15 protein-coding genes are annotated in these 17,700 nt (G+C 66.7%); 11 read left to right on the plus strand and 4 right to left on the minus strand.

The window, feature by feature from the left end:
* Window positions 1–1,446: a TrkH family potassium uptake protein gene (locus QUV18_RS10570; protein ID WP_300893877.1), complete on the plus strand. Its 1,446-nt coding sequence runs from the start codon at window positions 1–3 to the stop codon at window positions 1,444–1,446.
* On the plus strand, window positions 1,446–3,026 hold the full coding sequence (locus QUV18_RS10575) for a thiamine pyrophosphate-binding protein (RefSeq protein WP_300893878.1): 1,581 nt from the start codon (window positions 1,446–1,448) through the stop codon (window positions 3,024–3,026). The genes QUV18_RS10570 and QUV18_RS10575 overlap by 1 nt, the downstream gene beginning before the upstream one ends.
* Before the next feature lie 171 nt (window positions 3,027–3,197).
* On the opposite strand, the gene QUV18_RS10580 is transcribed toward QUV18_RS10575, so the two are convergent.
* Window positions 3,198–5,135: a serine protease gene (locus QUV18_RS10580; protein ID WP_300893879.1), complete on the minus strand. Its 1,938-nt coding sequence runs from the start codon at window positions 5,133–5,135 to the stop codon at window positions 3,198–3,200.
* A gap of 160 nt (window positions 5,136–5,295) precedes the next feature.
* Here QUV18_RS10580 and QUV18_RS10585 point away from each other — a divergent pair, with 160 nt between their 5' ends.
* From QUV18_RS10585 to rpmG, 8 genes are all read left to right on the plus strand, one after another.
* Window positions 5,296–6,231: a glycine--tRNA ligase subunit alpha gene (locus tag QUV18_RS10585; protein ID WP_300893880.1), complete on the plus strand. Its 936-nt coding sequence runs from the start codon at window positions 5,296–5,298 to the stop codon at window positions 6,229–6,231.
* Window positions 6,219–6,782, plus strand: coding sequence for a hypothetical protein (locus tag QUV18_RS10590; RefSeq protein WP_300893882.1), 564 nt, complete (start codon window positions 6,219–6,221; stop codon window positions 6,780–6,782). Before QUV18_RS10585 ends, QUV18_RS10590 begins: the two co-directional genes overlap by 13 nt.
* Window position 6,783: 1 nt before the next feature.
* Window positions 6,784–7,308, plus strand: coding sequence for a DUF6446 family protein (locus QUV18_RS10595; protein ID WP_300893883.1), 525 nt, complete (start codon window positions 6,784–6,786; stop codon window positions 7,306–7,308).
* A 56-nt stretch (window positions 7,309–7,364) separates the two neighbouring features.
* Window positions 7,365–8,207 (plus strand): DUF1206 domain-containing protein, encoded by an 843-nt coding sequence (locus QUV18_RS10600; RefSeq protein ID WP_300893884.1) that lies wholly within the window; start codon window positions 7,365–7,367, stop codon window positions 8,205–8,207.
* A 92-nt stretch (window positions 8,208–8,299) separates the two neighbouring features.
* Window positions 8,300–10,555 (plus strand): glycine--tRNA ligase subunit beta, encoded by a 2,256-nt coding sequence (gene glyS / locus QUV18_RS10605; RefSeq protein ID WP_300893885.1) that lies wholly within the window; start codon window positions 8,300–8,302, stop codon window positions 10,553–10,555.
* 154 nt (window positions 10,556–10,709) lie between these two features.
* Window positions 10,710–13,250, plus strand: coding sequence for a putative PEP-binding protein (locus QUV18_RS10610; RefSeq protein ID WP_300893886.1), 2,541 nt, complete (start codon window positions 10,710–10,712; stop codon window positions 13,248–13,250).
* Between the two features lie 170 nt (window positions 13,251–13,420).
* On the plus strand, window positions 13,421–14,029 hold the full coding sequence (locus QUV18_RS10615) for a cell wall hydrolase (RefSeq protein WP_300893887.1): 609 nt from the start codon (window positions 13,421–13,423) through the stop codon (window positions 14,027–14,029).
* A 119-nt stretch (window positions 14,030–14,148) separates the two neighbouring features.
* Window positions 14,149–14,316 carry a 50S ribosomal protein L33 gene (gene rpmG / locus QUV18_RS10620; protein WP_057816833.1) on the plus strand — a complete coding sequence of 56 codons (168 nt, stop codon included), beginning with the start codon at window positions 14,149–14,151 and terminating at the stop codon, window positions 14,314–14,316.
* A 288-nt stretch (window positions 14,317–14,604) separates the two neighbouring features.
* Here rpmG and QUV18_RS10625 read toward each other — a convergent pair whose 3' ends face one another.
* Complete coding sequence (locus QUV18_RS10625; protein WP_300893889.1) at window positions 14,605–15,327, minus strand: Bax inhibitor-1/YccA family protein; 723 nt, start codon at window positions 15,325–15,327, stop codon at window positions 14,605–14,607.
* Window positions 15,328–15,441: 114 nt separating this feature from the next.
* The gene (locus QUV18_RS10630) at window positions 15,442–15,651 is read right to left on the minus strand and encodes a DUF1127 domain-containing protein (protein WP_300893890.1); all 210 of its coding nucleotides are present in this window, start codon (window positions 15,649–15,651) and stop codon (window positions 15,442–15,444) included.
* A 125-nt stretch (window positions 15,652–15,776) separates the two neighbouring features.
* Between QUV18_RS10630 and QUV18_RS10635 the strand changes: the two genes are divergently transcribed.
* Complete coding sequence (locus tag QUV18_RS10635; RefSeq protein WP_300893891.1) at window positions 15,777–16,661, plus strand: LysR family transcriptional regulator; 885 nt, start codon at window positions 15,777–15,779, stop codon at window positions 16,659–16,661.
* On the opposite strand, the gene QUV18_RS10640 is transcribed toward QUV18_RS10635, so the two are convergent.
* Window positions 16,651–17,610: an NADPH:quinone oxidoreductase family protein gene (locus QUV18_RS10640; RefSeq protein WP_300893892.1), complete on the minus strand. Its 960-nt coding sequence runs from the start codon at window positions 17,608–17,610 to the stop codon at window positions 16,651–16,653. The two genes, QUV18_RS10635 and QUV18_RS10640, sit on opposite strands and share 11 nt — an antisense overlap.
* Window positions 17,611–17,700: the final 90 nt, after the last annotated feature.

The raw sequence follows: 17,700 nt of genomic DNA on the forward strand, positions 1-17,700 counted from the left end.
ATGGATCTGCGCCCCGTCGCATATGTGCTCGGCCTTCTGGTCATGGCCCTTGGCCTGACCATGATCGCGCCGATGCTGGTGGACATCGCCGACGGGCGGGGTCACTGGCACGTGTTTGCCGAGAGCGCGATCCTGACGGTGCTGTGCGGCGGCCTTGTGGCGCTGGCCTGCCGCAACGGTGTGCGCGAGGGGCTGACGCTTCAGCAGACCTTCCTTCTGACAACCGGCGTCTGGGTGGCGCTGCCGATCTTCGGGGCGATCCCGTTCCTGCTTGGCGCGACCGAGGCGCGGGTGGTGGACGCGATCTTCGAGGCGATGTCGGGGATGACCACCACGGGCGCGACCGTGTTCACGGGGCTGGACGAGCTGCCGCGCGGCATATTGCTGTGGCGCGGGCTGATGCAGTGGCTGGGCGGGATCGGGATCATCGTGGTGGCGATGGTGTTCCTGCCGGAACTGCGGGTGGGGGGGATGCAGATCTTCCGCTCGGAGGCGTTCGAGACGATGGGCAAGATCCTGCCCCGGGCGACGGAAATCTCGTCGAGCATCTCGATCATCTACGTCGGCATCACGGTGGCCTGCGCGATGTGCTACAGGTTCACGGGCATGGAGACGTTCGACGCGATCGTGCACGCGCTGACCACCGTCTCGACCGGCGGGTTTTCCAATTACGACGCTTCTTTCGGGACGTTCCAGGGGCCGGCGGAATGGGTGGCCTCGGTGTTCATGGTGCTGGCGGCGCTGCCCTTCGTGCGCTACGTGCAGATGCTGAACGGCGGGGTGACGCCGCTCTTCCGCGACAGCCAGGTGCACGTGTTCCTTGCGATCATCGCGGTGCTGGTGGCGGTGACGGCGGCGGTGCTGGTCACCATCTTCCCGCACCACCCCGAGCAGGCGCTGCGGGAGGCGACGTTCAACATCACCTCGATCATCACCGGCACCGGCTATGCCAGCGTCGATTACATGAAATGGGGCCCGTTCCTGATCTCGGTGTTCTTCTTCATCGGGCTGATCGGGGGCTGTGCCGGGTCGACCTCGTGCTCGATCAAGATCTTCCGCTACCAGCTTCTGTTCGCCTCGATCAGCACGCAGATGCGGCGCATCTACGCGCCGCATGGCATGTTCTCGCCGCGGTTCCAGGGCCGGCCGGTGGGCGAGGAGGTGCTGAACTCGGTGATGGCGTTCTTCGTCTTCTTCGTGGTCACGCTGGGCCTGTTGTCGGTCGCGCTGGGGATGACGGGGCTGGATTTCACAACCTCGGTGTCGGGTGCGGCCGCCGCGGTGGCCAATATCGGCCCCGGCCTGGGCGACACCATCGGCCCGGCGGGCAATTACGCCCCCCTCAACGACCTTGCCAAGTGGATCCTGACCGTTGGCATGCTGATTGGACGGCTGGAGCTTTTCGCCGTCTATGTCCTCTTTACCATAAGTTTCTGGAGAGCCTGATGAGCCAAAGACCCCTCGGAGCACAGATCAGCCACATGCTGAAATCGCGTGGCGTGGACGTGATTTTCGGAATTCCCGGCGTGCATAACCAGGAAATGTATCGCGGCATAGAGGAGGCCGGGATCACCCATGTGCTGGCCCGTCACGAGCAGGGCGCGGGGTTCATGGCCGATGGCTACGCGCGGGCCAGCGGCAAGCCGGGGGTGGCCTATATCATCACCGGTCCGGGGCTGTGCAACATCATGACGCCGCTGGGTCAGGCCTATTCCGACAGCGTGCCGGTGCTGGCGATCTCGTCCTGCCTGGACGAGACGGCGCGGCGGCGGGGACAGCTGCACCAGATGCTGGACCAGGAGGCGGCGGGCGCCTGCGTGTGCGAGTGGAGCCTCGAGGCACGGGATGCGGAAAGCGCCTATGGCCTCATCGACCGGGCGTTGACCGAGTTCGCCACGGGCCGCAAGCGGCCGCGGCATATCCAGGTGCCGATCAGGGCGCTGGAAGGGCTGGCCGATGCACCGCCGGCGGAGCTGCCCTGCCTGCAGACCGAGACAAGGCCGGTGGCCGCCGCCGAGCGGATCGTGGCGGCGCTGAAGGCGTCGGAGCGGCCTATGTTCGTGTTCGGCGGCGGGGCCGTCGAGGGCGCAAAGGACTGGAAGGCGGTGGTCGAGCAGGCCGGGGCCGCGAGTTTCACCACCTATGCGGGCCGCGGGGTCGCTGCCGGGCATGCGCTTGATTTCGGCGCCTACCTGGCCCGGCCGGAGAGTGCCGGGATGATCGCCAAGGCCGACCTTGTCATCGCCGTGGGCACCGAGCTTTCGGAGGTGGACCTGTGGCGCGACGAGCTGGGCCACGAGGGGCGGTTCATCCGGGTGGATATCGACCCCGAGGTGCTGCGCGCGGCGTCGGGGACGGAGCTGGCGTTCCAGGCCGACGCGGCGGCGCTGGCGCGTGAGATCCTGTCGGTTGGCGGGTTCGAGGCCGAGGCCGGCTGGCGCGAGGCCGACGTGGCCGCCGCCAAGGCGCGGTGGCGGGCGGAATCGGATGCCGAGCGGCCGGGGATCGTGCCGATCTGCGACGCGCTGCGCGACGTGCTTCCGGGCGACACGATGTTCTATTCGGACATGACGCAGTTCGCCTATACCGCCAAGGAAGTCTGGCCGATGGACCGGCCCGGTCACTGGCACCACCCGTTCGGCTTCGGCACGCTGGGCTACGCGCTGCCGGCGGCGATCGGGGGGGCTGTGGCGCGGGCGGGCAAGCCCACGTTGTGCATCGCCGGGGATTACGGCTTCCAGTATACCATCCAGGAGCTGGCGACGGCCGTGGAGCTTCGCCTGCCGCTGCCGATCCTGCTGTGGGACAACGGCAAGCTGAAGGAGATCGAGGACAGCATGGTCCGCGCGCAGATCGCGCCAAAGGCGGTGGACCAGATCAACCCGGATTTCGTGGCGCTGGCCAAGGCCTACGGGGCCTACGCGGAAAAGCCGGAGAGCCCCGAGGGCGTGGCGCAGGGGGTGATGACGGCGTTCGAGGCGGACGGGCCGACGCTTATCCACGTGACGCCGGCCGTGTCTGCATGAAGCGGGTATGGGGGCGCTGCCCCCCACGTTGAAATCAGGAGATTTCAACGCTCCCCCCGGGATACTTTTTGCCAGAAGAAGCCCGGGGTGGGGCATTTGCCCAGACGGGGTGCGAAAGGAAAAGGCCCGGGCGGTGGTGCCCGGGCCTTTGGCGTTTTCAGGGGTTGGGGATCAGTCCCAGCAGCTCACGAGCACGGTCATGCCGGAGGCCTGTTTCGACAGCGTCTCGGGCGGGATGGTGCTGCCGCCGCTGGTCGAGGCCGGGGTGATGCCGAGATCGGCCAGCACCTGGCGGACGGCGGCCGCGTCGGCGGCGAAGCTGACGCCCTCGGGGAGCTGGCGGCCCGACTGGCTGGCGGGAAGCAGCATGCCGACGACCGCGCCGTAGGCATCGACCACCGGCCCGCCGGCATCGCCTTCGAGCGTGGCGAGCGCCAGGCGCTTGAGGTTTTCCTCGCCGTTGAGACCGCGGGCGTCGGCGAGCTGGCCGAAGGTCAGGGTGGGGGAGCCGAGGACGCCGCCATAGGAGTAGCCGGCGACCGCGATGTCGGATTGCAGGCGCGGGGGCACGTCCTGGAAGGCGGCGACGGCGATCGGCGCCAGCGCGTCGACGGGTTTCAGCACGGCGATGCCGAGCGCCTCGTCGATGCCGATGACCTGGGCGTTGTAATCCTCGTCGAGGGTCACGCGCTCGCAGCCCTGGACCGCTTCGAGCGTGGTGACGACGGTGCCGGACTGGTCGACGTAGAAGCCCGAGCGCGACAGCTTGGGCTGGCGGATCTCGAGGCCGGAGACAAGGTCGACATCCTGCTGCACGTCGCCGCCGGCGCTGGGATCGAGCACGCCGTCGAGGCGCTGGAAGCTGGCCTGCATCTCGGCCATCAGGCGGGTGCGGCGGTCTTCGTCGCCGGCGGGCCAGATCAGGGTGAAGCCCTTGATGTGGCCGTCTTCGAGCGAGGCCTCGGTCTGGGAGACGATCGAGGCATTGCGGCCGGTGAGCGAGAAGCTGTTGCCGCTGATCTCGCGCGGGCCGTTCTCGGGGACGATGCGGAGGGTCTGCATGATGTCGTAGAGGCCGAGCAGGGTGCTGCGGTCGCCCGGCTGGCTGATCAGCAGGACGCGGGCCTCGGGGATGTCGCCGCTGGCGTTGAAATGGGCGAAGGGCGCCTCGTAGCGGTCGAAGGCGACGACGCCGGTGGGGACTTTCATCTGCACGCCCGCCTCGGTGTCGCGGACGGTGCGGATGGCGAGCCCGTCGAGCACGGAATTGTACTGGCCGAGCAGTTCGGCACGCTGGCGGGTGGTCATGACGCCGGTGGGCTCGTGCCCGTTGGAGCGCTGCCAGTCGGCCATGGCGCCGCGGGTGCCCGGGCCGATGGCGGCATCGATGGCGCCCTGGTAGTGGCCGGCCCATTCCAGCGCGATCTGGAGCTGGCGACGTTCCTCGGCGCTGAGTTGCGCCTCGCTCTGGCGGGCCTCGTACTGGGTTTCCTCGGGGATCTCGGGTTCGGCCACGACCTCGGGCTGGCCGGTGCCGGCGGTGGTGCCGGAGGCGGCGCCGGTGTCGGCCTGGGCCATCTGGGTGTTCGTGACGGTGTCGGTGGCCGTGTCGGTTTCGGTGGCCGTATCGGTTTCGGTTTCCGCGGCCGCGGCGGTATCCTCGGGGTCGGCGTTGCCCGCGGCCTCGGCCAGGGCGTCGGCGAGCTCGGTCACCTCGACGCTTTCGGTGGTGACGCCCTCGGCGGTCTCGGTGGTGTCCTCGGCCGGCTGAGTGAGCAGGTTGGCGCCCACGGGCCAGAATTGCTGTTGGTAGTTGGCGCTGTCGGCGACATAGCTGTCACGCGGGATAAGGCCCTGTTCGCGCAGGGAAATCATGACATTCTCGGCCTCGTCCGGCGAGTAGGGGCCGAGGGCCACGGCATACCAGCCGCCGCCGAGGTTGAAGCCGTTGACGTCATCGATGCGGGCACCGTAGGCGCGGATGGCCTGTTCGGTCACCGCGAGGTTGGGGTGGGATTCAAGCTGGATCCAGGAATTCTGTTGCTGGGCGGATGCGGTAAACGCCGAGAAAAAAAGGATTAGAAGAAAGGAAAGTACGGTGCGCGTCATTGAGTTACCCTGGCCATTGAACCCTGAAGTGGTCGTCCGGACCTTTCTATCAAACTGAACCGGGCGTGCATCCAAAATATGCGCGAGGGCGCAATTGACCCTGCGGGGGCGTGGCCGTAGGTAGGTCAACGACGACAACCGGGCCGGGAAAGAGGCGAGCATGGCGGAAAAATCGGAAAAGCCCCGCAGTTTCCAGGAGATCATCCTGCGGCTCCAGGCCTACTGGAGTTCCAAGGGCTGCGCGATCATGCAGCCTTATGACATGGAGGTGGGGGCGGGCACGTTCCACCCGGCGACGACGCTGCGCAGCCTTGGTTCGAAGCCCTGGGCCGCGGCCTATGTGCAGCCCTCGCGGCGGCCGACCGACGGGCGTTACGGCGAGAACCCGAACCGGCTGCAGCATTACTACCAGTACCAGGTGCTGATCAAACCCAGCCCGCCGGATCTGCAGGAGCTTTACCTGGGGTCGCTGGAGGCGATCGGGATCGACATGGACCTGCACGATATCCGCTTCGTCGAGGATGACTGGGAGAGCCCGACGCTGGGCGCCTGGGGGCTGGGCTGGGAGGTCTGGTGCGACGGGATGGAGGTGAGCCAGTTCACCTACTTTCAGCAGGTGGGCGGGCATGACTGCACGCCGGTGTCGGGCGAGCTGACCTACGGGCTGGAGCGGCTGGCGATGTACGTGCTGGGGATCGACCACGTGATGGAGATGCCGTTCAACGACCCCGACGCGCCCATTCCGCTGAAATACGGCGACGTGTTCCGGCAGACGGAAGAGGAATACAGCCGCTGGAATTTCGACGTGGCGAACACCGAGGTGCTGCTGAAGCAGTTCGAGGAGGCCGAGGCCGAATGCGAGGCGATCCTGACGCACCCGGTGGACGACCCCAAGACCGGCAAGCGGATCATCATGGCGCACCCGGCATATGACCAGTGCATCAAGGCGAGCCACATCTTCAACCTGCTGGACGCGCGGGGCGTTATCAGCGTGACCGAGCGGCAGGCCTATATCGGCCGGGTCCGGGCACTGGCCAAGCAATGCGCGGATGCCTTCGTGCAGACCGAGGCCGGGGGAGTGGAATGCAGCGCCTGATCCGGGCGGAGTTCGGACCAGAGAGGTTCGTTCGGAGTATGGGGGTGTCGGATCGGTTGAAGGCGCGCGGTCTCGTGACGGTATGCCAGTTGAGTTGCGTTGGGCCGTTCATCCTTGACACCTCGGGCCATGATCGCGAGGAGGCCGGTGAGCACCCTTCAGCTTCGCAGCCCGCGACGGGAACCGCGTTTCTGGATGTCTGTTTCAGGCAGGACTTCACGCGGGCCGCGGAAGCGTTCGGCCCGAGTATGGCCGACCTTGCCGGCGACGGGAAAAGCCTGGAGTTGACGGTGACCTATCCCGTCGCGTTCCTGCAGTGGTTCGAGGGGATCATAGGCGACGTCCGCACGCTTGGTGGCGTGTTGGGTTTTTTCGGTTGGTTGAATGGGCCGAAAACCCGTGACTCGGGCAACCTGAAGGTCGCAACCGATGCCTTGGGTCGCTTGTCGGACCGGGCGTTCAGTTCCGTTTCTCTTTCGCGCCAGCAGGCGAAGATTGAGCCGCTCGCAGAGGCAGAGTCTCGCGAGAGTACAACAGAGAAGGATTCGTGACGTGACCGGAAAGATCCTGAGCCTGATGATCGTGGTCTGTGCGGCCGTGGCGGGCGTGGCGCTCTATTACCTGCAGGTCTATGCCTATTACGAGGAGGTGGAGGCCACGGGCGAGGATGTGCGGATGACCGCGGTTGCCTCGGGGGAGCCGGAGGTGATTGCCTATGACGGGTTCGAGGGGATCGATGCGGACAGTTCGCCCATCCGGTACCGGGCGTGTTTTACGACCGAGACGCCGCTGGCGGAGCTGAACGAGACCTATCAGCCGTACGAGCGTGCCGTGCCGCTGGAGGCGCCGGGGTGGTTCGAGTGTTTCGATGCCGGGGCGCTGGGCGCGAAGCTGGAAGACGGCTCGGCCGTGGCCTTCATGGGCGAGGAGAATATCGAGTACGGGATCGACCGGATCGTCGCCGTGGCGGAGAACGGGCAAGGCTGGGTCTGGCACCAGATCAACCATTGCGGCGAAGTGGTGTTCGACGGACAGCCCGCGCCGGAGGGCTGCCCGGAGCCGCCCGACAGATATTGATCGGAACCTGACCGGCCGTTCGGCGCTTGTGTTCCCAGCAAAGGGAGAACAGCGCCATGTCCGAGAAAGCCCCCTATTGGGTCGTGCCCGTCATGCGAACCGGGTACGGGGCGCGCGGCGCGGTGTACCTCGTGGTCGGCACCCTGGCCCTGATGGCCGCCATCTTCGGTGGCGAGGCCGAGGGCACGACGGGCGCATTGGAACAGCTCAAATCGCAGGCCTGGGGGGTGATCGCCCTGTGGGGGATCGGCCTGGGGCTGTTGTGTTTCATGGTCTGGCGGGTGATCGACGCGAAGATGGATCTCGAGACCTATGGCACCGGGCTGAAGGGCGTGGTGGCCCGTGGCGGGCAGGCGGTGACTGGGGTGATCCACGGTGCGCTGGGCCTCTGGGCGATTGCCGCGGCGCTGGGGATTGGCACCGGCGGCGGCGGCTCGAAGAGCTGGACCGCGAAGCTGTTGGCGATGCAGTATGGCCAGTGGATCGTCGGGCTGGCGGGCGCAACGGTGGTGGGCGCCGGAATTTACTATTTCTACAAGGCGTATTCCGAGAAGTACAAATCGCACCTGCACCGCACGTCGGTGATGGAGCGGCTGGACCCTGTGGCGAAGGTGGGGCTGGTGGCGCATGGCGTGGCGGTGGCGCTGATCGGGGGGTTCCTGATCTATGCCGCCATGACGGCCTCTCCCGAGCAGGCCGGGGGGCTGGGCAGGGCGTTCGACACGATCAGGGGAATGGCGTTCGGGCGGATATTGCTGATCCTGCTGACCGCCGGATTGATCGCCTTTGCCCTCTTCTGTTTCATCGAGGCGGTGTACCGGATCGTGCCGGCACGGGCCGGGCCGGACGTGAAGACGCTGGCGAAGCGGGCCGAGAGGAAGGCCGATCCGCGGACCTGATCCCGGCGCTCCTGCCGAAATCCGGCTGGACGTTGTGGCGAGGCGCCGTTATCCAACCCGGGACTTTCCACAAAGCCCCGGGTTGAGACCACATGCCTGATCTTCTGATCGAACTGTTTTCCGAGGAAATCCCGGCGCGGATGCAGCGCCGTGCGGCCGACGACCTGAAGGCGCGGATGACCGATGGCCTGGTCGAGGCGGGGCTGACCTATGGCGGGGCGGCGGCGTTCTCGACCCCGCGGCGGCTGGCGCTGGCGCTTGAGGGCCTGCCGGCAGAGAGCCCGACGGTGGTGGAAGAGCGCAAGGGACCCCGCGTCGATGCACCGGAGAAGGCGCTGGAAGGATTTTTGCGCGGTGCGGGGGTGTCGAAGGACGAACTGGAAATCCGCGACGAGAAGAAGGGACAGGTGTATTTCGCCAAGATCACCAAGCCGGGCCGTCCGGCCGAGGCGATCGTGGCGGAGGTGCTGGAAGGGGTGATCCGGAATTTCCCCTGGCCCAAGGCGATGCGCTGGGGCGCGGGCAGCCTGCGCTGGGTGCGGCCGCTGCATTCGATCCTGTGCGTGCTGACGGATGACGCGGGGGAGGCCAGCGTGGTCGACCTGGAGATCGACGGGATCAGGGCGGGCAATACCACGCAGGGTCACCGTTTCATGGGGCAGGGCCGGTTTGCCGTGACGGGGTTCGGGGATTACGCCGCGAAGCTCAAGCGGGACAAGGTGCTGCTGAACCCGGAGGAGCGCGAGGCGCATATCTGGCAGGAGGCGGAGAACCTGGCTTTTGCCGGTGGTTTCGAGGTGGTCGAGGACAAGGGCTTGCTGGCCGAGGTGGCGGGGCTGGTGGAGTGGCCCGTCGCGCTGATGGGGGAGATCGGGGAGGAGTTCCTCGGGCTGCCGCCGGAGGTGTTGCAGACCTCGATGAAGGAGCATCAGAAGTTCTTCTCCGTGAAAAACCCGAAGTCCGGCCGAATCGAGCGGTTTATCACGGTCGCGAATATCGAGACGGAGGATCATGGCGCGACGATCCTGGCGGGGAACCAGAAGGTTCTGGCGGCAAGGTTGTCGGATGCGAAGTTCTTCTGGGAGAACGATTTGCGTGTGGCCCGGGACGGCATGGGCGCGTGGATCGACCAGCTGGAGCATGTGACCTTCGAGCGGCAGCTGGGCACGCAGGCGGCAAGGATCGCGCGGATCCGGGCGCTGGCGCAGGAGATTGCGCCGGCGGTTGGCGCCGATGTGGAGATGGCGGACGCGGCGGCGCGGGTGGCCAAGGCGGATCTGTCGTCGGAGATGGTTTACGAATTCCCGGAATTGCAGGGGCTGATGGGGCGGTATTACGCCGAGGCCGCCGGGCTGCCGGAGGACGTCGCGGCGGCGTGCGAGGAGCATTACTCGCCGCTCGGCCCCTCTGACGAGGTGCCGACGCGTCTCGTTTCGGTGAGCGTGGCGCTGGCGGACAAGCTGGATACGCTGACCGGGTTCTGGGCGATCGATCAGAAGCCTACCGGGTCGAAAGACCCGTTCGCCCTGCGCCGGGCGGCACTGGGGGTGATCCGGATCGTGCTGGACAATGGCTACCGGATCAAGCTGGACCGGTTCATCGACGGGCAGTTGCTGCGCCACAAGATCGGGTTGAATGCGAAGAAGGCCAGTGAGGGCGAGATCGACACGCTGGAGGAGGTTCTGGACGAGGTCGCCGATCACGGCGTGTTCGGGGCGGCGTTCCAGGCGGTGCTGGATCGGGTGAAGGACCGTGACGGCGCGCCGGAGACGGGCGACGGGAGCCTGTTGCGCACGGTGGGGGATGCGGTGCCGGACCTGAGCACCGACCTGCTGGCGTTCTTCCATGACCGGTTGAAAGTGTACCTGCGGGATCAGGGCATCCGGCATGACGTGATCGACGCGTGCCTGGAGCTGGATGGCGGCGATGACCTGGCGCTGATCGTGGCAAGGGCGCGGGCGTTGCAGGAGGTGCTGGCGACGGAAGAGGGCGAGAACCTCGTGCAGGGGTTCAAGCGGGCCAACAACATCCTGCGCCAGGCCGAGGAGAAGGACGGGGTCGAGTATTCCTTTGGCGCGGACGTGAAGTTTGCCGAGGCGCCGGAGGAGAAGGCCTTGTTCGCTGCGCTGGACCGGGCCGAGCGGGCGATTGCCGCGGCGGTGAAGGAAGAGGACTTCGGCGCGGTGATGGCGGCGATGGCGGGCCTGCGGGCGCCGATCGACGCGTTTTTCGAGGCGGTGCAGATCAATACCGACAAGGATATCGTGCGGCGCAACCGGCTGAACCTGTTGAACCGGATCCGGGTGATCTGTCTGCAGGCGGCGGACCTGACGCGGATCGAGGGGTAGGACGCCGGGCAGCGCCCGTCCGGCCGGCCTGGAAACGGCACCGATTGTTTCCAGCCCGGTCATGATCTTACGACAATCTGCCTCTTATTCCACCCTGTCGCCCAATTGTTACACGGCTCTTGCTTTTGAGCGCGTGAAGCGCAATGGTGCCGCAGTGCAGCAAAATGATGAGCATATCACCCTGATCACGCCGGATGCGCCGGTCAAGACCGACACCCACGGGGGCCGGGCCAAGTGCCTGCAACGCCTTGTCAGGCTGGAGCTTCCGGTGCCCTGCACGCTGGCGCTGTCGTTCCAGACCGTGCGCCGGATCGCGCAGGGCGAGATGCCCCCGGCAGACCGGCTTCTGGCGCCGTTCGCGGGCAATGCCATCCTCTGCGTGCGGCCCTCGTCGGAGGATCCGGACTGGGGCGGGCCGGGGGCGGTGCTGAATATCGGGATGAACGACGCCCGCTATGCCGAGATGTCCGAGACCATCGGGCAGGAGGCGGCGGCGCGGCTTTACCTGCGCTTCGTGCAGAGCTTTGCCATCCACGTGGCCCGGCTGGACCCGGAGGCGTTCGAGGACGTGGCCGACGAGCCCGCGACAGGCCTGAAACAGGCGCTGGCCGCCTACGAGGACGAGACGGAAGAGGCCTTCCCGCAGGACCCGGGCGTGCAGCTTGGCGAGGTGCTGCGCTCGATGGCGCGGGCGTGGGAGGGCACCAGCGCGCGGCTTCTGCGGCAGGCCAAGGGGGCGCCGGCGGATGCCGGGCTGGGGCTGGTGGTTCAGGAGATGGCGCTGGGGCTGGGCGAGGGCGAAAGCGGCTCGGGGGTGATGCAGCTTGTCAACAGCCAGACCGGCGCGCGGCAGATCACCGGGCGCTACCTGAGCCAGAGCCAGGGCCGCGAGGCGCTGCGCGGCGGGGCCGATGCGCTGTTTCTGGAGCGTGACCCGCGGGGGCCGTCGCTGGAGGAGCTGGCGCCGGAGGCCTTTGCCGAGCTGAAAGAGCATACCGCCTTGATGCGCGTGCGGCTGCGCGAGGAGATGCAGGCCGAGTTCACCATCGAGAACGGGCAGCTGTTCCTGCTGGACGGGGTACGGGTGGCGCGGAACGCGCGGGCCGCCGTGGCGATTGCCGTGGCGCTGGCCGAGGACGGGATCATCGCCCACGAGGAGGCGCTGATGCGGATCGAGCCGCGGGCGCTGAACGAGCTTCTGCACCGGCAGGTCGACCCGGAAGCGCCGCGCGACGTGCTGGCCAGCGGCATCGCCGCGAGCCCGGGCGCGGCCAGCGGGCGGATCGTGTTCACCGCCACCGAGGCGCAGGCCTGCGAGTCGCGCGGGGAGCCGTGCATCCTTGTCCGGCGCGAGACCAGTTCCGAGGATATCCGCGGCATGAACGCCGCCGTGGGCGTGCTGACCGAGCGGGGCGGGATGACCAGCCACGCCGCCGTGATCGGGCGGGGGATGGGGAAACCGTGCGTGGTCGGGGCCTCGTCAATCGAGTTTCACATGCGGCGCAAGTTCCTTGTCTTCCCCGACGGGCGGCGGCTGAATGCCGGGGACATGGTGACGCTGGACGGCACCAGCGGGGACATCCTTGCGGGCGACACGCCGCTTCTGGAGCCCGCGCGCGACGAGTCGCTGGCGACGCTGATGGAATGGGCCGACGCGGCGCGCGACATCGCCGTGCGGGCCAATGCCGACACGCCCGCCGATGCCGAGGTCGCCCGCACCTTCAAGGCGCAGGGGATCGGGCTGTGCCGGACCGAGCACATGTTCTTCGAGGCCGACCGGCTGACGGTGATGCGCGAGATGATCTTTGCCGATGCCGGCAAGGACCGGGCCGCCGCGCTGGAGCTTCTGCTGCCGATGCAGCGGGCGGATTTCATCGACCTTTTCCGGATCATGCAGGGCCAGCCCGTCTGCATCCGGCTTCTCGACCCGCCGCTGCACGAGTTCCTGCCGACCGACCGCTCGGGCATGCTGGAACTGGCCGAGGCGCTGGACCTGCCGCTGTCGGACGTGACGCGGCGCGTGGAGGCGCTGGGCGAGTACAACCCGATGCTGGGCATGCGGGGCGTGCGGCTGGGGATCACGGTGCCGGAGATCTACGAGATGCAGGCGCGGGCGATCTTCGAGGCGACGGTGGCCGCCAGCCACGAGGGCGAGGCGGTGGTGCCCGAGATCATGATCCCGCTGGTCAGCGCCCGGCGCGAGGTGGAGCTGGTGAAGGCGCGGGTCGACGCGGTGGCGACGGCGGTGCGCAACGAGACGGGCAAGGACTTCACCTATCGCCTCGGCGTGATGGTCGAGACGCCGCGCGCCGCGCTGCGCGCCGGAGAGATCGCGCCGCTGGTGTCGTTCCTGAGCTTTGGGACGAACGACCTGACGCAGATGACATACGGGCTCAGCCGCGACGACGCGGGGCGGTTCATGTCGAAATACGTGCAGCAGGGGGTCTATGCCGAGGACCCGTTCCATACGCTCGATGCCGACGGGGTGGGCGAGTTGCTGGAAATCGGCGCGGAAAGGGGCAGGAAGGCGAAATCCGACCTCGTCCTGTCGATTTGTGGAGAGCACGGGGGGAACCCCGAATCAATCGCGTTCTGCCGGGCGGCGGGGTTCGATTACGTCTCCTGCTCGCCGTTTCGGGTGCCGGTTGCGCGACTCGCCGCCGCACAGTTGGCGGTGAGAGACAGAATCGGTTAAGTCCCTGTGGGCGTTTGGTAATTTTTCGCAAGGGACACAGGTCATTATTTTTCAATTGTTGCATGGAAGACTTACCCGGCGGGCAGGGGGGTGGACGCCGGGTGCCATCTCGCATATCGGGCCCGGATGCTTGGGCTTTTAAGGCCCGATCTGGGAAGGGAAAATTACATATGTTCCGTATTGTTTTTTCATTGCTGCTGGCGATGGCGGGTGCCGCGTCGGCCGACACGACCATGACGCGGCTGCTTGAGAACGAACGCCGCGCGATCAACGCGCTGCCCGAGGCGCGGCTGGCCAGCTTTCTCACGCGGCCCACGCTGGAGGTCGAGTATTCGGCGAAATGGCTGGCGGGGCAGGCCCCGCGCAAGGGCGACGCGGAGTGGCGCTGCCTTGCCGAGGCGCTGTATTTCGAGGCGCGCGGGGAAAGCGTGAAGGGCCAGTTCGCGGTGGCCGAGGTGATCCTGAACCGGGTCGACAGCGTCGATTTCCCCGATGAGATCTGTGCCGTGGTGCACCAGGGCACGGGCGCCAAGTACCAGTGCCAGTTCACTTATACCTGTGACGGCAACAAGGAAGTGATCCACGAGAAGCGGGCGTTTGAAAATGTCGGCAAGGTGGCCTACCTGATGGTGAAGGGCGCGCCGCGGGCGCTGACCCAGGGGGCGACGCATTACCATACGCGCGCCGTCAATCCGCGCTGGGCGCACCGGTTTCCGCGCACCGCGACGATCGGGGTGCACCACTTCTACCGGATGCCCACGCGCCTGACATCGAACTGAGCGCCGCCACGCCGGGCCGCGCGCCAAAAACCGGTTGACTCGGGCGCGCGGGGCTATAAAAGGCGGGCTTCACGGGATTTTCACGGACGGGCTGCCCGTCCTGTGCAGGAGCGAGACAAATGGCAAAGCCGACCACTATCAAGATCCGCCTGAACTCGACCGCGGGCACCGGCCATTTCTATGTGACCAAGAAGAACGCACGGACGATGACCGAGAAGATGTCGATCCGGAAGTATGACCCGGTCGCGCGGAAGCATGTCGAGTACAAGGAAGGCAAGATCAAGTAAGGTCTTGCCCTTTTGACGGTATCGCGAGAGCCGCGCCTTCGGGCGCGGTTTTTTGTTGTTGAGGGGGTAGCGGGCTGGCGCCCATCCTGCGGTGCGGCCGGGCTTTCGTTCGGTGCTAGGTCCCGGCTCGCGGGCCGGGACGGGGTGTTGAATGGTTGGGGCGCGGTGGGTTGGCACCCACCCTACGGATCTTCGGCTATCTTGGAGATTGTGGACGGAATGCTCTCCAAAAAGGAAAGGGCCGGTCCAAGGACCGGCCCCGCCTGATGCGATCTTGGAGGGATCGTTTTATTCGCGATTGCCGAACAGGCTCAGCAGCATCATGAACATGTTGATGAAGTCCAGGTACAGCCGCAGCGCGCCCATGATGGCCGACTTGCCGAGCCACTCGCTGTCGCCATGGTGGGCGTGGGCGAGATACTCGTTCTTGATGTCCTGCGTGTCATAGGCGGTGAGGCCTGCGAAGATCAGCACGCCGATGATCGAGATGGCGAACATGATGGCCGGCGAGCCGAGGAAGATGTTCACGATCGACGCCACGATCAGGCCGATCAGGCCCATGATCAGGAAGCTGCCCCAGCCCGAGATGTCCTTCTTGGTGGTGTAGCCCCAGAGGGACAGGCCGGCGAAGGCGATCGAGGTGATCAGGAAGACCTGTGCGATCGAGTAGGCCGTGAAGACCACGAAGATATAGGCGATCGAGACGCCCATCACCGCCGAGAAGGCGTAGAAGAAGAGCTGGGCGGCGGCGGCGGAAAGCCGGTTGATCACGGCGCTGAAGGCGAAGACCATGATCAGCGGCGCGAACATCACGATGTAGCGGGTGAACCCGGTGAAAAGCGTCTCCATCATCGCGGCGTTGGTGCCGACGGCCCAAGCTGCGAGGAAGGTGATCAGCATGCCTACGGACATCGTGCCGTAGACCTTGTTCATGTGGGCGCGCAGGCCCTGGTCAACCTGGCCGGCAGTGCGTGCGCCAGATGCCGTCCGGATTGTATCAAACTCAGCCATTCAAGCCTCCGATAAGTGTCAAGACCAGTCCCGTCCACGGACTTTGACCTAATATCGGATGGCTGGCACTGCTTTTCAAGCTTTTCCGGGCCGTTATGACCCGGAAAAACACTGTTACCTGATCCAGTGGTGGGGCACGTCCCAGGCGGGGCGGCGTGCCTCGTCCAGCGCGTCCCGGCGGGTCAGCCCCATGTCGCGCAGGGCGGCGTCGTCGAGTTTCGCGAGCTTGCGGCGCTGGCGGCGCAGGATGAGGAGATCGAGCAGTGACGCCCGGCGGCGGGTGTGCGGGCAGGCGCGGGAGCGGGGGACGGAGAGGAAGGCCATGACGATATCCTTTTCGGTCTGTGATGCTTCGGGGCGTTTCCATCGTTGATGTTGATGAAGATGGAGGATAGGTTATCATTTGTGAAACGAATGTTTGTGACCTCCAGCATCAAGGAGCGTGATGAATGAGGAATCTCGACGTAACGACCCTGCGCTCGTTCGTGGCGGTGGCCGAGCAGGGTGGGGTGACGCGCGCCGCAGCGGCGCTGAACCTGACGCAATCGGCCGTGTCCATGCAGCTCAAGCGGCTGGAGGAGCTGCTGGGCCAGGACCTGCTTGACCGGAGCAACCGGCGGATCGCGCTGACCGGCTCGGGCGAGCTGTTGCTGACCTATGCCCGCCGGCTGGTGGAGCTGAACGACGAGGCCGTGGGCCGGCTGACGGATGACGTCTACGAGGGCGAGCTGATCCTCGGGGCGCCCTACGACGTGATATACCCGGTGGTGCCGCAGGTGCTGAAGCGGTTCCACGCGCTCTGCCCGCGGGTCAAGGTACAGCTCAGGTCGTCGACCTCGCTCAAGCTGCTGGATTCGCTGAAGCGCGGAGAGGTCGACCTGATCCTGACGACCGAGGAGAAGCCGGGACAGGGCGGCGAGACGCTGACCGAGATGCCGCTGCGCTGGGTCGGGGCGCAGGGCGGGCTGTCGTGGAAGCGCAAGCCGCTGAAGCTGGCCTTCTGCAATGTCTGCATCTTCCGCGCCGGCGTGCTGCGGAAGCTGGACGATGCCGGGATCGACTGGGAGATGGCGGTGGATTCCGACGACGACCGGTCGGTCGAGGCGCTGATCAGCGCCGACCTGGCCGTGGGGGCGTTGCTGGAAGACAGCGTGCCGCCGCACCTCGAGGCGATCCAGTCGGGCGGGGCGCTGCCCGACCTGGGCATCCAGCGGATCAACATGTACGGCGCCGACAGCCGCAAGGAGGTGCTGGGCGAGCTGGCCGACATGCTGCGGCAGGGGTTTGCCGCGAGCCGCGGGCCGGTCGCGGTGCCGTCCGCGGCTACGGCGTGATCACCACCTTGCCGGTGGATTTGCGGGTGCGGAGAAGCTCGAGCCCCTCTTCGACCTGATCGAGCGGCAGGGTGTGGCTGACATGGGGTTTGAGCCGGCCCTCGGCATACCAGCCGAAGAGGGTGGCGAGGCTGTCGCTGATGACCTGCGGGCGGAACCTGAGGTAGCCGCCCCAGTAGAGGCCGAGGACGGAGATGTTCTTGACCAGCAGGTGATTGGCCGGGATCTGGGGCACCTCGCCGCTGGCAAAGCCGATGGCGAGGATGCGGGCCTCGGGGTTGCAGGCGCGGAAGGCGGCCTTGAACTGGTCGCCGCCTACGGGATCGTAGACCACGTCGAGCCCGCCTAGCGCCTTGCAGCGCTCGCGGATATCCTCGGTTTTCGCGTCGATCAGGTGATCGGCGCCGGCCTGTTCGGCCACCGCCAGCTTGTCGGCGCCCCGCGCGCAGGCAATGACGGTGGCGCCCATCTGCTTGCCGATCTCGACCGCCGTGAGGCCGACGCCGCCGGCCGCCCCCAGCACCAGAAGGGTTTCGCCCGGCTGCAGCCGCGCCTTGTGGTCGAGCGCCACGTGGCTGGTGCCATAGGCCACTTGGAAGGCCGCGGCATCGGTGAAGGGCATGGCATCGGGCAGCGGCACGCAGCGCTCGGCCGGGAAGCAGCCGACTTCGGCCAGTCCGCCCTGTCCGCCGAAGACGGCGACGCGCTGGCCGATCATGGCATCGTCGACGCCGGGGCCGCAGGCCTCGATCGTGCCGGCCACTTCCATGCCCAGCGTGAAGGGCGGCTCGGGCGTATCCTGGTACTCTCCCTTGATCATCAGCAGGTCGGCGAAATTGAGACCGCAGGCGCCGATTCTCAGACGGACTTCGCCCTCGGAGGGGGCGGGGGTGTCGATCTCGCGGATGGTGGCGGGCGTGTTGTCGGGCAGGACCTGAAAGGCGCGCAAGGGCTCTCTCCGTAGTTAGGAACGGGCGATAAGGGCTTGGCGTGACTTGGCGATTTCGGCCGCCCGAGTCAATCGCGCCGGGGCTCGACC

Origin of the sequence: Roseovarius sp. (genome assembly GCF_030373445.1) — a bacterium.
Taxonomy (GTDB): domain Bacteria; phylum Pseudomonadota; class Alphaproteobacteria; order Rhodobacterales; family Rhodobacteraceae; genus Roseovarius.

What these genes read in the sequence shown, in the direction of transcription:
- QUV18_RS10600 (WP_300893884.1), top strand. Translation starts at nt 7,365, where the DNA reads ATGTCCGAGAAAGCCCCCTATTGGGTCGTGCCCGTCATGCGAACCGGG.
- QUV18_RS10615 (WP_300893887.1), top strand. Translation starts at nt 13,421, where the DNA reads ATGTTCCGTATTGTTTTTTCATTGCTGCTGGCGATGGCGGGTGCCGCG.
- QUV18_RS10570 (WP_300893877.1), top strand. Translation starts at nt 1, where the DNA reads ATGGATCTGCGCCCCGTCGCATATGTGCTCGGCCTTCTGGTCATGGCC.
- QUV18_RS10580 (WP_300893879.1), bottom strand. Translation starts at nt 5,135, where the DNA reads ATGACGCGCACCGTACTTTCCTTTCTTCTAATCCTTTTTTTCTCGGCG.
- QUV18_RS10590 (WP_300893882.1), top strand. Translation starts at nt 6,219, where the DNA reads ATGCAGCGCCTGATCCGGGCGGAGTTCGGACCAGAGAGGTTCGTTCGG.
- glyS (WP_300893885.1), top strand. Translation starts at nt 8,300, where the DNA reads ATGCCTGATCTTCTGATCGAACTGTTTTCCGAGGAAATCCCGGCGCGG.
- QUV18_RS10575 (WP_300893878.1), top strand. Translation starts at nt 1,446, where the DNA reads ATGAGCCAAAGACCCCTCGGAGCACAGATCAGCCACATGCTGAAATCG.
- QUV18_RS10585 (WP_300893880.1), top strand. Translation starts at nt 5,296, where the DNA reads ATGGCGGAAAAATCGGAAAAGCCCCGCAGTTTCCAGGAGATCATCCTG.
- QUV18_RS10630 (WP_300893890.1), bottom strand. Translation starts at nt 15,651, where the DNA reads ATGGCCTTCCTCTCCGTCCCCCGCTCCCGCGCCTGCCCGCACACCCGC.
- QUV18_RS10635 (WP_300893891.1), top strand. Translation starts at nt 15,777, where the DNA reads ATGAGGAATCTCGACGTAACGACCCTGCGCTCGTTCGTGGCGGTGGCC.
- QUV18_RS10625 (WP_300893889.1), bottom strand. Translation starts at nt 15,327, where the DNA reads ATGGCTGAGTTTGATACAATCCGGACGGCATCTGGCGCACGCACTGCC.
- rpmG (WP_057816833.1), top strand. Translation starts at nt 14,149, where the DNA reads ATGGCAAAGCCGACCACTATCAAGATCCGCCTGAACTCGACCGCGGGC.